We start from the raw sequence: 16,398 nt of genomic DNA, 5'->3' as shown, positions 1-16,398 counted from the left end.
TCCTTAGAACATCGGTGGTGTTGTGATCCATAGTATTTTTGCTTCGATGTTCGTGTGATTGTATAAATAATGGCTTTTTGAGCCGTCCAGGTAAAAGGTCTCTTTTGATTTCAGTCGATATCTTTTGTTCTCTTGAATCAAAGTGACACTTCCTTTTAATATGTAGCCGAATTCTTCTCCCTGGTGTGCAGACAGAATCTGGCTTTTTTTGTGTGGTTTCAGAGTCAAAAGGATTGGCTCCATTCTGTTTTTCTGTGCATTGGGGATTACCCATTCAATCTGGTAATCTTCCTGCTCATCTACAAAAAAATCTTGCGTGGAAAATACAATCTGCTGTTCTTCTTCCTCATGAAAGAATTCTGACAGATTGGTTCCGAGCGCTTCCAGAATATCTTCCAGTGTTGCGATGCTTGGAGTGGTCAGATTGCGCTCAACCTGAGACAAGAATCCCTTTGTAAGCTCACTGCGTGAAGCCAAGTCACCCAGAGTAAGATCATTTTGCAGACGCAATTCCTTGAGCTTCTTTCCTATATCCAAACTCTTCACCTCCTGTTAGCTAATACTATACTTTTTTTTAAAAAATATCAAACAATTACTATTATACATATCTGTGGCAACAATGCAACCATTTGCATAAAATAATGTAGATATTTATTCTATCGAGGTGTGTATATGGATCAGAGAATGCCTTTCTATATGGCGTATCAGACGCCGATACTTTTTGACGATGACAGAATGAACCGAAGGGATTACGACTATATGAAAAGCCTGTACCCAGATACTGCGAAGCGGTTGGTTCCGCTCATTGAAGAAGAGTGTGACCGTATGGAGTATGATGGAAGTATGATGTATGATGAATATCCTGATCGGCTTCAGTTAAGGATGATGTGCAGAAGGGTAGGAGACCGGGCGAGGGAAGGCGAAAAGGATCCCGGGAGATGGCTGGATGATCTGATTGAAGTGATGTTATATCAAGAATTATGCAGGAGACGGTGTGAGCACAGAAGCTATCGGAGGCGATTTTTTTAGAACTTTTGAAAAGTGGACGAAAGAAAAAACTTATGCTAAAATAGGTGAAAATACAGAAGAAGGAGCAATATGAATGAATAATGTTATTCTGATTGGAATGCCGGCGGTCGGAAAAAGTACGGTTGGTGTTGTTGTGGCAAAACGACTTGGATACAAATTCGTTGATACAGATATATTAATTCAGGAAGAAGAAGGAAGATTATTACGCGAAATCATTGAAGAAAAAGGAATTCATGGTTTTCTTGAAATAGAAGACCGGGTAAATGCAGGAGTTGATGTGAAGAATACCGTGATCTCACCGGGAGGAAGTGTGGTATATTGTGAAAATGCAATGGAACACTATAAAAAAATCGGAACGGTCGTATATTTACAAGTGTCCTTTGAGACAATAAATAAGAGACTGAAAAATGCAAAAGGCAGGGGTGTTGTATTAAAAGAAGGCCAGACATTGAAGGATCTCTACGATGAAAGAGTTCGCTTATTTGAGAAATATGCGGATGTCACAGTTGCAGAAGATGGATTAAATCTGGAAGAGACAATTGAAGAAGTGTTAAAAACGCTGAAAATCCTGTAAAATATTGGGAAATATTACGGATAAATTACATATTTGTAAAAATTATTTTACAAATCCCAATTCTATGGTATAATGTCCACGTGAGTATTGAGCAGTGCAAAAATAATCAATGACAATGATTCTGCTTGCAGAAGCGATTGTCAGGGATTATTTTTATAGGGCGAGAGCCCGTGATGAGGGAACCGAAGGTTACCGAATGGCACTGCGAAAAAGAGTGCAAAAATAATCAATGACAAAAATTGATAATGATTCAGATAGAGAAGCTTGAGAGTAAGTAATAGATAATAGTTTTGAGGTGTAATATGGAACAGTATATTATTAAGGGCGGGCATCCGCTTGTCGGAGAAGTTGAGATTGGCGGAGCAAAGAATGCTGCTCTGGCTATTCTTGCTGCAGCAATTATGACAGATGAGACGGTATATATTGATAATTTGCCAGATGTAAATGATATTAATGTACTGTTGGATGCGATCGCGGGTATTGGAGCGAACGTTCATAGAGTAGATCGTCATGCGGTCAAGATTAACGGAAAAAGCATCCAGAATGTTGACATAGAATATGATTATATTAAGAAGATTCGTGCATCCTACTACATGTTGGGGGCATTGCTTGGAAAGTATAAACGTGCCGAGGTTGCTCTTCCAGGAGGCTGTAATATCGGAAGCAGACCGATCGATCAGCATTTGAAAGGATTCCGTGCATTAGGCGCTGAGGTAGAGATTGAACATGGCAAGATTGTTGCTGAGGCAGAGCGTCTGGTAGGCAAGCATATATATTTTGACGTAGTAAGTGTTGGTGCCACCATTAATGTAATGATGGCGGCTACCATGGCAGAGGGAACCACTATTTTGGAAAATGTTGCGAAAGAGCCTCACGTTGTTGACGTTGCCAATTTCCTGAACAGTATGGGCGCCAACATCAGAGGTGCAGGAACGGATGTTATCAAGATCCGTGGAGTACAGCGCCTGCATAGTACAGAATATTCCGTAATTCCGGATCAGATTGAGGCAGGAACATTTATGTTCGCAGCAGCAGCAACCAGGGGAGATGTTACAGTATTGAATGTAATTCCAAAGCATCTGGAAGCTACCATTGCAAAGTTAATTGAGATCGGCTGCGAAGTAGAAGAATTTGACGATGCAGTCCGCGTGGTATCCAAAGGAGATCTGACCAGCACACATGTAAAGACGCTGCCATATCCAGGATTCCCGACAGACATGCAGCCACAGATCGGTGTAACCTTAGCTCTGTGCAAAGGGACAAGTATCATTACAGAAAGCATTTTCGAAAACCGTTTCAAATATCTTGACGAGCTTGCAAGAATGGGAGCGAATGTGAAAGTAGAAGGAAATTCCGCTACAATAGAAGGTGTAGAGAAGTTCTCCGGTGCAAGAGTCAGCGCACCAGACCTTCGCGCAGGAGCGGCACTTTGTATCGCAGGTCTCGCGACCGATGGCATCACAATCGTAGATGATATCGTGTATATCCAACGCGGATATGAAAGATTCGAAGAAAAAATTCGCGGAATTGGTGGAATTATTGAAAAAGTTGCTTCAGAAAAAGAAATTCAAAAGTTCAAATTAAAAGTCAGCTAATAATTGGGGACGGGGGTTTTTTCATTTTCCTCCGTCCCCAATTCATTTTTCCGTGTCCCTTTTTCAAATTACCCTGTCCCTTTTTAATATTTTGTAAAATATTGGAGAAAATAGATGAAAAAGATTCAAAACAGATATGCGATTCTTGTAATTGCATCTATTGTGAATTTTGTGCATGGTAATCCGTACATATGGACGGTGTTCCAGCCTTATGTGCAAAGTGAATACGACCTGTCGGTGGCAGCGTCCAGCCAGCCGTTCACGATTATCATTGGAATATTTGCGGTGGGAAATATGATCGGAGGCTATCTACAGCATAGATTGGGCGCAAAAAGGACAATTCTGGTAGGCAGTTTTGTCATGTGTGTCGGATTTTTTCTTGCAGGAATAGCACCATATGATATGCCGTGGATGATTTCTGTTGGATATGGTGTTCTGGGTGGATTGGGTTCTGGATGTGCATTTAGCCTCCTGGTGGCAGTGCCGCAGGCATGGTTCCCGGACAAGCGGGGGCTGGTGACGGGAATTACGGTAGGAGTAGTTGGAATATCTGGTGTACTGATGAATCCTTTATGTGATTTTACGTTAGCAAGACACGGATATCATTTTTCCATGCTGATGGTAACTGTTATCTATGCGGTATTATGTCTGGGCGCATTTTTTATAGAAGAAGCTCCTCCGGAATTGATGATACAGTCTTCTGGCAGCGAACATAATAATCTTCAGGGTAGGACAGAAAGCCAAAGACAATATACAACAAAAGAGATGATGCGGACCAGAACCTATTATGTGATCAGTATCGTGATGGCATTGGCAATCCCTGCATATGTGCTTGTGAATCCACTGATGAAATCACTGGGGATGGAGCGGGGACTGACAAACGCACAGGCACTCACAGGCGTAATGATCGCTTCATTTGCAAATATCGTCGGAAGATTCGCGGCTCCCTGGTTGTCTGATAAAGCTGGTTGTAAGATCGTAATTCGAATTATGTACGCTGTAGCGATGATATCTGTTCTTGGAATCACAGTAGCTAGAGGCGGCCTTTTTGTGTTGCTGATATCACTTGTGTGTATGGTATACGGAGGTGTGGTGAGCGTATTCCCAGTGCTAGTGTCTGAGAAATTTGGAATGAAATACCAAGGTATGAATTTTGGGGCGGTCATGCTCGGATATGGAATCGTTTCTATATTATGCTCCTATCTATTGGATGCAGCAGGACAAAGCCTGTCATTTATTATTGCAGGCGTAGCATGCCTGATTGGTCTGGTGGGGACAGGGTTATTTTAAAAAGGGACAGGGATATTTTAATTTGGGACGGAGGAAAATGAAAAAACCCCCGTCCCCATATTGACAAGTGTGGGAAAAGCGTGTAAAGTCTTACTCGTACACATTAACAATATAATAATGCAAACTTTCTCTTATTCAGAGCAGTGGAGATACAAAGGATCTGTGAAGCTGCGGCAACCCCAAGTGTATGGAAGGTGCCAACCTGAGCGAGTAATCGAACAATAAGAGGATTGGTTTATGAGAATATAAAACAGTCCGCTTAAGCGGGCTGCTTTTTTTCGTAAAGGCAAAAAGAGAAAGTGCGCGAAAGGGAGTTATCCCTTTGGTAGAAAAGGAGAGAAAAAGATGGAAAAACATTTATTTACATCCGAATCTGTAACGGAAGGTCATCCGGATAAGATGTGTGACCAGATATCTGATGCGATTCTGGACGCGCTGATGGAGCAGGATCCGATGAGTCGTGTGGCTTGTGAGACGAGCACCACTACAGGCCTGGTCCTTGTCATGGGTGAGATTACAACGAAAGCATATGTAGACATTCAGAAGATTGTCAGAGATACGGTAAGAGAGATTGGGTACACCAGAGGTAAATTCGGATTTGATGCGGACACTTGTGGCGTAATTACAGCGATTGATGAGCAGTCATCCGATATTGCAATGGGCGTTGATAAGGCTTTGGAAGCGAAGGAAAATAAGATGTCAGAAGAGGAACTGGATGCCATTGGAGCTGGAGATCAGGGAATGATGTTTGGTTATGCTTCTGATGAGACGCCGGAACTTATGCCGTATCCAATTGCGCTGGCACACAAGTTGTCACGAAGACTTACAGAAGTAAGAAAGAACGGTACACTTCCGTATCTGAGACCGGATGGCAAGACACAGGTGACGGTAGAATATGATGAAGACGGAATTCCAACTCGTCTGGATGCAGTGGTTCTGTCTACTCAGCATGACCCGGATGTGACACAGGAGCAGATTCATGAAGATATTAAGAAATATGTTTTTGATGCAGTAATTCCAGAAGGAATGACGGATGAGAATACGAAGTTTTTCATCAACCCGACTGGCCGTTTCGTTATCGGTGGACCGCACGGAGACAGCGGTCTTACCGGCCGTAAGATTATCGTAGATACCTATGGCGGTATGGCACGTCATGGCGGCGGGGCATTTTCCGGTAAGGACTGCACCAAAGTAGACCGTTCTGCAGCATATGCAGCACGTTATGTTGCGAAGAACATCGTGGCAGCAGGTCTTGCAAAGAAATGTGAGATTCAGCTTTCATATGCAATTGGTGTTGCACATCCGACCTCTATCATGGTAGATACATTTGGCACTGGAAAGATCAGCGAAGAGAAGATGGTAGAAATGATCCGCGAGAACTTCGATCTTCGTCCGGCTGGAATTATCAAGATGTTGGATCTGAGAAGACCAATCTATAAGCAGACAGCGGCTTATGGACATTTTGGACGTACAGATATTGATCTTCCATGGGAGAAACTTGACAAGGTAGAAGAATTGAAAAAGTATTTATAAAAATTTAATAAAAGTTTATGGGCGCTTTGATGTGAAGCGCCCTTTTTCATGCTATACTTTCCTTGGAGGTCATGTGTATGAAGCTAAAGACAAGATTGATCATCGCTTTTTTAACAGTGATTTTAATACCGATTTTTTTGACGGTTTCTATGGTGTGTCTGTTAGGGCATTATCAGATCAGCGCGATAGAAAAGACGTATGAGATATCTGGGACAACGGTTGCAAGCCTGTCGAACTCAGCACAAGTGCTAGCCAGACTAACCGAAAAGTCCTGGCATGAATTGAAAGAGATGGCATCGAAGAACCCAGAGAATATGGAGGATGCCACATGTCTGGAAGAATTTAATCAGAAGTTGGAGAAGAAAAAAGCTTATCTTCTGGTTCGCAAGGAAAATACAATCATTTACGTAGGAACAGATATGGAAGAGGCTGAGCCGGTGATCTCAGAACTTCCTGATTATGGAGAGGCAGATACGGAGTCGGAAAATGGCCTATACTTGGGCGGAGATGCCCATGCATTGGTAAAGCAAGTAGATTTTATGTATTCAGATGAAAAAGAAGGCAGTGCATTTATCGTCACCGATATGGGAAATATGATTCCGGAGGTAGAGCACTTTTTCCTGGAAGTGATCTTGATCGTGATTATTACGCTGGTTCTGACAGCGGCGGTCTTGATTATCTGGATTTATCGCGCAGTGATGCAGCCCTTAGGGAAGATGCAGGTTGCGGCAAAGAATATCAAAGAGGGGAATCTTGATTTTGAACTGAAACCGGAGGCTGATGATGAGCTGGGTGATCTTTGTCAGGATCTGGAAGAAATGCGAAAGAAGCTTCGGGATACCGCCGAAGAGAAAGTGAGATTTGACAAAGATAATAAGGAACTGATCAGCAACATTTCCCATGACCTGAAGACGCCAGTGACGGCAATCAAGGGATATGCAGAAGGGATTATGGACGGAGTTGCGGACACACCGGAGAAAATGGAGCGCTATATCCGAACCATTTACAATAAAGCCAGTGAGATGGATACGTTAATCAATGAGCTGACATTCTATACAAAGATTGATACCAACCGAATCCCGTATAATTTTAATACTCTTTCGGTTGATGCATATTTTGAAGATTGTGCGGAAGACCTTTCACTGGAATTAGAATCCAGGAATGTGGAATTTGGTTATTTCAATTATGTAGAACCGGGAGTCAAGGTCATTGCGGATGCGGAACAGATCAAGCGGGTCGTGCATAATATTGTAAATAATTCGTTAAAATATATGGATAAGCCGAAGGCGAAGATTAATCTTCGAGTCAAAGACGTGGGAGATTTTGTACAGGTTGAGATCGAAGATAACGGTAAGGGAATTGCGGCAAAAGATCTGCCCAATATCTTTGACCGGTTCTACCGTACAGATGCTTCACGCAATTCTTCCAAGGGTGGAAGCGGAATAGGGCTTTCTATTGTAAAGAAGATTATAGAAGAACATGGCGGCAAGATATGGGCGACGAGCAGAGAAGAGACTGGAACAACGATGTATTTTGTCCTTAGAAAATATCAGGAGGTACCGATATATGAGTAAAATATTAATCGTAGAAGATGAAGAGGCGATTGCAGAACTGGAACGAGACTATCTGGAGCTGAGTGGATTTCAGGTAGAAGTAGCCAATGATGGTGAGACGGGGTTAAAAAAAGCATTGAGTGAAGATTATGACATGTTTATTTTAGACCTGATGCTTCCGGGAATTGATGGCTTCGATATCTGCCGACAGATCAGAGATCTGAAAAATACACCCATTATAATGGTATCTGCCAAAAAAGACGATATTGACAAGATCCGTGGCCTTGGCCTGGGAGCCGATGATTATATGACAAAGCCATTCAGCCCAAGCGAGCTGGTAGCGCGAGTCAAAGCCCATCTTGCCAGATATGACCGACTGACAGGAAGCGCCAAAGAAGCTAATAAAGTGATTGAGATTCGAGGACTTAAGATTGATACAACAGCAAGAAGAGTCTGGATCAACGGAGAAGAGAAGACATTTACCACAAAAGAATTCGATCTTCTGACATTCCTGGCCAGCCATCCGAATCATGTATACACAAAAGAAGAATTGTTCCGTGAGATATGGGATATGGAATCCATCGGAGATATCGCGACCGTGACTGTGCATATCAAGAAGATTCGCGAAAAAGTAGAGATGGACACTTCCAATCCACAGTATATCGAGACCATCTGGGGCGTGGGATATCGCTTCAAGGTATAGTTTGGGACGGGGGAAATTGAGATTTCCCCCGTCCCAAACTAAATTCACCCTGTCCCCAATTCAATTTACCCTGTCCCTAATTCATTTGACAGTATCCCCCAGAATAAATATAATTGTGATATCATAGGTACATTAGAAAGAAAAAAGAGGATAGATTCATGAAGCAGAAAAAGCGAAGCATCCGATGGAATACCATGGGAATTTTGGTTGCGGGATTTCTTCTTGTGATATTGATCGGTGCATTTCTTTTGTGGCTGCCTGTCAGTAATCAGGAGCCGATATCTTTTATGGATGCATTATTTACGGCTACAACAGCCGTCTGTGTGACGGGGCTTGTGACGGTGACTCCGGCAACGCAGTTTACTGTGTTTGGGAAGGTGATTCTTCTGGTATTGATTCAGATCGGAGGACTTGGGGTGATTGCCTGTGCGACTGCTTTTTTCCTGATTTTGAAGAGAAGGATTACCGTGAAAGAGCGGGTTGTGCTGCAGGAAACTTATAATATGACATCACTTGGCGGCATCGTTGGAATGGTGAAGAAGATATTGATCGGTACTTTTTTTGTGGAGAGTGTCGGTGCGGTGTTGTATGCATTTCAGTTTGTCCCGGAGTATCATCTGATCAAGGGAATCGGCTATGCAATTTTTCATTCTGTCTCTGCATTCTGTAATGCGGGTATTGACATTCTGGGGGATTCCAGTCTTGCAGGATATGTGACAAATCCATTGATGAATATTACGACAATGTCATTGATTGTCCTGGGCGGCATTGGATTCGTTGTCTGGTATGATGTGATTGATAACGGACGGAAAATATATCGTCGTGAAGTTCCAAGAAAATGGTGGTTTACAAGGCTTAAGCTTCACTCGAAACTTGCAATTGTGACGACATTGGTTCTGCTGGGAATTGGAGCGGTACTTACATTTACATTGGAATATCATAATCCGGAGACTCTTGGCAATCTGAGGCTGGGGCAGAAGGTAATGGCATCGCTGTTTCAGTCGGTAACGACGAGGACTGCTGGATTCTTTACGATACCACAGGCTAAATTACACGAGGAGACGAGATTCATCAGTATTATCTTGATGTTCATCGGAGGATCGCCGATGGGAACTGCAGGTGGTGTGAAGACTACGACGATTACGATGTTGGTGCTTTCTTGCATTACATTGATTCGTGGGGGAAATGATACCGAGTGCTTTGGTCGTAAGATTTCAAAAGAGAATTTCCGGATGGGATTTACGATTGTAATGCTTGCATTTACGGTATTTCTTACAGGTACGACCGTGATTACGATTATAGAACCGGATGAAGTGCCATTTTTAAATATCATGTATGAGACGGCATCTGCAATCGGAACGGTAGGATTGACGGCTGATCTGACACCGCATCTGTCACGGGCAAGCCAGGTTGTAATTATGATGATGATGTATATAGGAAGGTTGGGACCGATGACACTGGCGCTGCTCTTTGCTGGGAAACCGAATCCGCGGGACAGAATTCGGGAACTTCCACCAGAGCGGATTATGGTAGGATAATGTCGGAAACAGACTCATAAATGGGGGTAGAAAAATGAAGAAACAATACGCAGTATTTGGCCTGGGAAGCTTTGGTGAGAGCGTGGCGATTGCGCTGCAGGGACTTGGATGTGAAGTCATCGTAGTGGATGACGATATGGAGAGGATAGAAGATATTTCCAATTCTGTATCCTACGCGATGAAAGCGGATTTTGGAGATCCAGATGTTGTCCGGTCGCTGGGCACGAAGAATCTGGATGGAGTAGTAGTCGCAGTTGCGGATAACATGGAAGCCAGTATTATGGCAACACTAGTCTGTAAAGAAATAGGCGTGCCATACGTTATTTCCAAAGCGAAAAATGATCTTCATGCGACTGTTTTAAAGAAAATCGGTGCAGATGCGATTATATTTCCGGAAAAGGAAATGGGAGTCCGCCTTGCGAAGAATCTAATGTCTGCAAATTTTGCTGACTGGATTGCGCTGTCACCAGATTATAGCCTGGTAGAGACGGTGATTCCACGTGGCTGGATCGGAAAGTCTCTGCAGGATCTGGATGTCAGACGAAAGTATGGAATCAATGTAGTTGGAATTAAGGTGGGAGAAGACGTAGAAGTGAATCCGAATCCCGAGAAAGCGCTGGAAGATGGAATGGTCATGATATTAGTGGGTGCGAATAAGGATCTGGAAAATATCTGACACGAAAGAGTGGAGGAAATCATATGATTACAAGTACTTCAAATGCCAGAGTCAAGCGTCTGGTGAATCTGAAGAAGAAAAAGAAAGCAAGAGATGAAGAACGGGTATTTCTGGTAGAAGGAATCCGTATGTTCCGTGAAGTGCCGACAGATCAGCTGGAAGAAGTCTACGTGTCAGAATCCTTTTATAAGAAGGAAAAAGATACGGTAGAAGCGGTGCTGCAAGGTACAGGAATCCGTCCGGAAGAATTGTCGGATACGGTATATGCTTATGCATCCGATACGAAGACTCCGCAGGGAGTTCTCTGTGTGGTCCGGCAAATGGAATATCCACTGGAAAAAGTAATCACCGGTCAATGTCCGATGATCATGGTATTGGAACACCTTCAGGATCCGGGGAATCTTGGCACCATCCTTCGAACGGCAGAGGGAGCTGGCGTGACGGGAATTGTGATGGACCGGGAATGCGTGGACATCTATAATCCCAAGACCATACGCTCGACCATGGGTTCCATTTACCGTATGCCGTTCTGCTATGTGGAAGACCTGAAGGCGGCGATCGGGAGTCTGAAAGAAGCAGGCATCGGTGTCTATGCGGCACATCTGGATGGGAGACATGATTATGACGAAGAAGATTATGGAAGACCATGTGCATTTTTGATTGGGAATGAAGGAAATGGTCTGTCACAGGAGACTGCAGAATTGGCAGATATTTATATTAAGATACCTATGGAAGGTCAGGTAGAATCGTTGAACGCTGCAATCGCGGCATCCGTCCTGATGTTTGAAGCGGGACGTCAGAGACGCCGACATGAGGGATAGAGAATTGCGCTTAGGGGAAAAGTATAGTAATATATAAGGCAAGGAATACTATCATTTAAGAAAAGAGGCGAAAGTTCATGCAGACAATTTATTGGCTGGCGATATTTGTTGTTCTGCTGATTATTGAAATCGTTACGATGGGATTGACTACGATCTGGTTTGCCGGAGGTGCGTTGATCGCATTCTGTGCAGGTCTGATGGGATTCGGAACCACAGTTCAGATTGTTGTATTTCTCGCAGTGTCTATTGTACTGTTGGTGATGACGAGACCAATCGCGGTAAAGTATTTTAATCAGGAAAGGCAGAAGACAAATGCAGAGAGCCTGATTGGGCAGCAGGCATTGGTATTGGAAGACATTGATACGATGCAGGCCGTCGGGCGGGTAGAGATTCGAGGTCAGGAATGGTCTGCCAAGACCGATGAGCCAGACGGCAAGATTGCTAAAAATACAGTTGTTGTTGTAGATGGGATTCAAGGCGTAAAATTAATTGTAAGAGCCAGAGAGGAGAAAAAATGATAGGGAAAATTTTAGGAATTATTTTATTGGTTATTGTAGTAATACTGTTGATATCCTGTGTCAAGATCGTCAGACAGGCACAGGCGCTGGTTGTGGAGAGACTGGGAGCTTATCAGGCAACCTGGGGTACCGGACTTCATTTTAAAGTACCGATCATTGACCGGGTGGCACGAAAGGTAGATCTGAAAGAGCAGGTCGTTGACTTTGCACCGCAGCCGGTGATCACCAAGGATAACGTTACCATGCGGATCGATACAGTCGTATTTTACCAGATTACGGATCCAAAGATGTTCTGTTATGGAGTTGCCAATCCGATCATGGCGATTGAGAATCTGACAGCAACCACGCTCCGTAATATTATCGGTGATCTGGAGCTGGATCAGACGCTGACTTCCAGGGAGACGATCAATACTAAGATGCGAGCATCCCTTGATGTGGCAACGGATCCATGGGGAATTAAGGTAAATCGTGTCGAACTGAAAAATATCATTCCACCTGCAGCCATTCAAGATGCGATGGAGAAGCAGATGAAGGCAGAGCGTGAACGTCGTGAAGCAATCCTGCGTGCAGAAGGTGAGAAGAAATCTACGATTCTGGTGGCAGAAGGACATAAGGAATCCGCGATCCTGGATGCAGAGGCTGAGAAGCAGGCTGCAATCCTGCGTGCGGAGGCTCAAAAGGAAGCTATGATCCGCCAGGCAGAAGGTGAGGCTGAGGCAATTCTTAAGGTACAGCAGGCCAATGCAGATGGTATTCGTTTCCTGAAAGATGCCGGAGCCGATGAGGCAGTCCTTACGATGAAGAGCTTAGAAGCATTTGAGAAGGCGGCAGATGGAAAAGCAACCAAGATCATCATTCCATCTGAGATTCAGGGAATTGCGGGTCTTGTAAAGTCTCTGGCAGAAGTCGGAGCAAAAGACGAGTAGATAGGAAAGGATGTGATGGATTCTGAGACCCATCATTGACACATCAAAAGAATATGGCCTTGTATTTGACGGCGGCGGTGCGAGAGGTGCGTATCAGATTGGCGCGTGGAAAGCTCTCACAGAAGCAGGTGTTAAGATCAATGCAGTGGCAGGAACATCCGTGGGCGCATTAAATGGCGCCCTCGTTTGCATGGGAGACGTTGAGAAAGCAGAAGATATATGGAAGCAGATGACATTTTCTACAGTCATGGATATTGATGACGATTGGATGGAACGCTTGTTTCAAAAGGAGATGTCACTTCGCGAATTCTTAAATGAGGTGAAGACGTTGTTGAAAGACGGAGGTGTGGACATTACTCCTCTGCGGCAGCTGATTCACGAGACGATCGATGAAGAAGCCATCCGCAGAAGCGGCAAGGAATTCTGCCTGCTGACATTTTCATTGTCAGAATTTCGCGAGCTGGATCTGGAGATGGAAGAGATCCCGGAAGGCATGCTGGAAGATTTCTTGTTAGCAAGTGCTTATCTCATCGGGTTTAAGAACGAACGAATCCACGGGAAAAAGTATATCGACGGCGGAGTCGTCAATAATGTGCCGCTCGGTTCGCTGGTGAAGCGGGGGTATAAAGATATCATCGAAGTGCGTATCTATGGACCGGGCCGTGAACCGCGGGTCAGGATGCCGGATGATGGCGTAAAATATGAGATCGCACCACGTGTAAAATTGGGAAGTATTATAGAATTCTCGGGAAAACGGAGTCGACAGAATCTGATGATTGGCTATTACGATGCGAAGCGGATGGTGTATGGCCTGGAGGGATTCATATATTATCTGAAGCAGACCCATGACGAGGCGTATTATGAAGAACTCATGAAAGAGATTCGGGAGATTGAAAAGGCGGAGATTGCATTTGTGCTCAAGCTGCCGCTTGGATTCTCGGATCAGGAATTATTCATGGGAATGTTGGAGGCAGCGGCGAAATTATTACGGATTCCGAAATATCAGATATACACAGTAGACGAATTATATGATATTGTATATAAGAAATATGAAACACGAAACGACCAGTTGAACCTTCCAAGGTTCGTACATGTACTAACGCAGCTGAGAAAGGAAATGAAGATGAACTTAAAAGGAAGAAATTTTTTGACATTAAAGGACTATACTCCGGAAGAGATTACATATTTGCTTGATCTGGCAGCAGATTTGAAGGAAAAGAAGAAGAATGGAATCCCCGTTGATAAATACAGAGGCATGAATGTGGCATTGATCTTTGAGAAGACCAGCACCAGAACCCGTTGCTCTTTCGAAGTAGCAGCTCACGACATGGGAATGGGAACTACTTATCTTGACCCGAGCGGATCACAGATCGGCAAAAAGGAAAGCATTGAGGATACAGCACGTGTATTGGGAAGAATGTATGACGGAATAGAGTATCGTGGATTTGGGCAGGAAATCGTTGAAGAACTTGCCAAATATGCAGGCGTTCCGGTATGGAATGGACTGACCAATGAATACCACCCGACACAGATGCTGGCAGACCTTCTGACCATCCGTGAACATTTTGGACATCTGGAAGGAATCAAGCTGGTATACATGGGCGATGCAAGATATAACATGGGTAATTCCCTGATGATTGCATGTGCCAAGATGGGAATGCATTTTGTTGCATGTACCACAAAGAATTATTTCCCAAATGAAGAATTGGTAGAGACTTGTAAAGGATATGCGAAAGAGAGTGGAGCTACTATCACCCTTACTGAAGACGTTGAAGCCGGTACAAAAGATGCGGATGTAATCTATACAGACGTATGGGTATCTATGGGTGAGCCGGATGAAGTATGGGAAGAACGAATCCGAGAGCTGACTCCGTATAAGGTGACTGCAGAAGTTATGAAAAATGCCGGAGAAAAAGCAATCTTCCTGCACTGTCTGCCAGCGTTCCATGATCTGAAGACCAAGATTGGAAAGGAAATTCATGACCGCTTCGGCATCGATGATATGGAAGTTACGGACGAAGTATTTGAATCCGAACAATCCAAGGTATTTGATGAAGCGGAGAACCGTATGCATACCATCAAAGCAGTCATGACAGCAACATTAGGAGAGAGATAGATGAAAGCGGAGATCTTACGCTTACTGAAAGAAAGTGACAACTATATATCCGGCCAGCAGTTATGTGATGATTTCCACGTATCACGTACAGCTGTGTGGAAGGTGATGGAACAGTTGAAAAAAGAAGGCTATCAGATCGAAGCGGTGCGTAATAAAGGGTACCGTCTGATCGACAGTCCGGATGTCATGTCACAGGCTGAGATCGACAGTCTGATGAAGACAGAATGGGCCGGAAGACATACCGTTTATTATGACGAGACGGATTCGACCAACAATCGGGCCAAGGATGCCGGCGAAAAGGGGGCAGAACACGGTACGCTTTTTGTGGCCGACCGACAGATCGCTGGGAAAGGCCGCCGGGGAAGAGCCTGGGAATCACCGGCTGGAAGCAGCATCTATATGACGATATTACTGTATCCAAGGATATCCCCGATGAAAGCCCCACAGCTTACACTTCTGATGGCCATTGCGGTGGCAGAAGGAATCCGTCAGGTAACGGGTCTGGATACAGGTATTAAGTGGCCCAATGATATTGTGAGAAATGGTAAGAAGATCTGCGGAATCCTGACGGAGATGAGCACGGAGATCGATTACATCAACCACGTGGTCATCGGAGACGGAATCAACGTGAATCAGGAGACATTTCCGCAAGACATCCAGAATACAGCGACTTCACTGAAGCTTGAATTGGGACGGAATGTGAAACGCTCCGAACTGATTGCCGCCATAATGGAACAATTTGAAAAATGCTATGAGACATTTCTCCAGACAGAAGATCTGTCAGGAGTAAAAGAACAGTACAATTCCCTGCTTGTGAACAAAGATCAGGATGTAAAAGTACTGGAGCCTGGTAATGAATACGAGGCCCACGCGTTGGGCATCAACGAGACAGGAGAACTGCTCGTAAGATTACCCGACGGGCAGGAAAAAGTCATCTATGCCGGAGAAGTGTCTGTCAGAGGAGTATATGGATATGTATGATGAAAAAGTGGTGCTCTGCGGCGCCAATTCGTATGAAGAAAAATATTATTTGAATCCGGATTTTGATCAACTGCCGGATACAGTCAAAGATGAATTAAAGATTATGTGCGTTCTCTACGTCCACGATGTGGGCGGAATCCTGACACTGGTCTATGAAGAAAACGGAGAACTGTGCTTCGAAGTAACGTCTGAAGAAGGCGATCCAATGTTCGACGATATCGGAAGCCAGCTCAAGATCAAGCAGCTACAGAGAGAGAAGAAAGACTTGCTGGAAGCTCTGCAGATGTACTATAAAGTATTCTTTTTAGGCGAAGAAGTGTAGGAGGAAAGAGAACATGCTGTTTGCAGCAGTTTAGAAAGAAAAAGAACATGCTGTTAGTAATAGATGCAGGAGGAAAAAGAACATGCTGTTAGTAATATAACTTCTCGGAATCTCAATGAATGAGATTCCAAGCGAAAATTGACAACTGAATATCGTGCAGGAAAAGAAATTTGCGAGAAATGGACATAAACATTGGACATAGAGGATACTATGCCTTGAAAAA

The 16,398-nt window shown here is 44.0% G+C and carries 16 protein-coding genes and 1 riboswitch; of the genes, 15 read left to right on the top strand and 1 reads right to left on the bottom strand.

Annotated features, from left to right (window positions below):
- Positions 1-3: 3 nt before the first annotated feature.
- Entirely contained in the window at positions 4-546 is a 543-nt protein-coding gene (locus JQM81_RS04990; RefSeq protein ID WP_328282595.1) for an XRE family transcriptional regulator, read from the bottom strand.
- Between the two features lie 126 nt (positions 547-672).
- Between JQM81_RS04990 and JQM81_RS04985 the strand changes: the two genes are divergently transcribed.
- The 15 genes from JQM81_RS04985 (at position 673) to JQM81_RS04915 (ending at position 16,175) form a co-directional block, all read left to right on the top strand.
- Positions 673-1,029: a hypothetical protein gene (locus JQM81_RS04985; RefSeq protein ID WP_235232439.1), complete on the top strand. Its 357-nt coding sequence runs from the start codon at positions 673-675 to the stop codon at positions 1,027-1,029.
- A 73-nt stretch (positions 1,030-1,102) separates the two neighbouring features.
- A complete protein-coding gene (locus JQM81_RS04980; protein WP_235232438.1) occupies positions 1,103-1,603 on the top strand; it encodes a shikimate kinase in 501 nt (166 codons plus the stop codon).
- A gap of 302 nt (positions 1,604-1,905) precedes the next feature.
- Complete coding sequence (locus JQM81_RS04975) at positions 1,906-3,198, top strand: UDP-N-acetylglucosamine 1-carboxyvinyltransferase (protein ID WP_235232437.1); 1,293 nt, start codon at positions 1,906-1,908, stop codon at positions 3,196-3,198.
- Positions 3,199-3,312: 114 nt separating this feature from the next.
- A complete protein-coding gene (locus tag JQM81_RS04970; protein ID WP_235232436.1) occupies positions 3,313-4,488 on the top strand; it encodes an MFS transporter in 1,176 nt (391 codons plus the stop codon).
- A 128-nt stretch (positions 4,489-4,616) separates the two neighbouring features.
- A riboswitch (SAM riboswitch) is annotated at positions 4,617-4,716 on the top strand.
- Between the two features lie 117 nt (positions 4,717-4,833).
- Complete coding sequence (gene metK, locus JQM81_RS04965) at positions 4,834-6,021, top strand: methionine adenosyltransferase (protein ID WP_235232435.1); 1,188 nt, start codon at positions 4,834-4,836, stop codon at positions 6,019-6,021.
- 77 nt (positions 6,022-6,098) lie between these two features.
- A complete protein-coding gene (locus JQM81_RS04960) occupies positions 6,099-7,595 on the top strand; it encodes a HAMP domain-containing sensor histidine kinase (RefSeq protein WP_235232434.1) in 1,497 nt (498 codons plus the stop codon).
- Entirely contained in the window at positions 7,588-8,277 is a 690-nt protein-coding gene (locus JQM81_RS04955; RefSeq protein WP_235232433.1) for a response regulator transcription factor, read from the top strand. Before JQM81_RS04960 ends, JQM81_RS04955 begins: the two co-directional genes overlap by 8 nt.
- Before the next feature lie 158 nt (positions 8,278-8,435).
- Positions 8,436-9,815, top strand: coding sequence for a TrkH family potassium uptake protein (locus JQM81_RS04950; RefSeq protein WP_235232432.1), 1,380 nt, complete (start codon positions 8,436-8,438; stop codon positions 9,813-9,815).
- 34 nt (positions 9,816-9,849) lie between these two features.
- Complete coding sequence (locus JQM81_RS04945) at positions 9,850-10,491, top strand: potassium channel family protein (protein WP_235232431.1); 642 nt, start codon at positions 9,850-9,852, stop codon at positions 10,489-10,491.
- Positions 10,492-10,514: 23 nt separating this feature from the next.
- Positions 10,515-11,312: a TrmH family RNA methyltransferase gene (locus JQM81_RS04940; RefSeq protein ID WP_235232430.1), complete on the top strand. Its 798-nt coding sequence runs from the start codon at positions 10,515-10,517 to the stop codon at positions 11,310-11,312.
- A 77-nt stretch (positions 11,313-11,389) separates the two neighbouring features.
- Positions 11,390-11,830 carry an NfeD family protein gene (locus JQM81_RS04935; protein ID WP_235232429.1) on the top strand — a complete coding sequence of 147 codons (441 nt, stop codon included), beginning with the start codon at positions 11,390-11,392 and terminating at the stop codon, positions 11,828-11,830.
- Positions 11,827-12,756, top strand: a complete 930-nt coding sequence (locus tag JQM81_RS04930) for an SPFH domain-containing protein (RefSeq protein ID WP_235232428.1) — start codon at positions 11,827-11,829, stop codon at positions 12,754-12,756. Before JQM81_RS04935 ends, JQM81_RS04930 begins: the two co-directional genes overlap by 4 nt.
- Positions 12,757-12,778: 22 nt before the next feature.
- On the top strand, positions 12,779-14,872 hold the full coding sequence (gene argF / locus JQM81_RS13780; protein WP_235232510.1) for an ornithine carbamoyltransferase: 2,094 nt from the start codon (positions 12,779-12,781) through the stop codon (positions 14,870-14,872).
- Positions 14,873-15,853, top strand: a complete 981-nt coding sequence (locus tag JQM81_RS04920; protein ID WP_235232427.1) for a biotin--[acetyl-CoA-carboxylase] ligase — start codon at positions 14,873-14,875, stop codon at positions 15,851-15,853.
- Positions 15,846-16,175 (top strand): DUF6145 family protein, encoded by a 330-nt coding sequence (locus JQM81_RS04915; RefSeq protein ID WP_235232426.1) that lies wholly within the window; start codon positions 15,846-15,848, stop codon positions 16,173-16,175. Before JQM81_RS04920 ends, JQM81_RS04915 begins: the two co-directional genes overlap by 8 nt.
- Positions 16,176-16,398: the final 223 nt, after the last annotated feature.

It is taken from the genome of Faecalicatena contorta (assembly GCF_021531895.1).
Taxonomy (GTDB): Bacteria; Bacillota; Clostridia; order Lachnospirales; family Lachnospiraceae; genus JAFBIX01.
The sequence above is the reverse complement of the archived record's forward strand: the minus strand, read 5'-3'. Positions and strand labels throughout refer to the sequence as shown.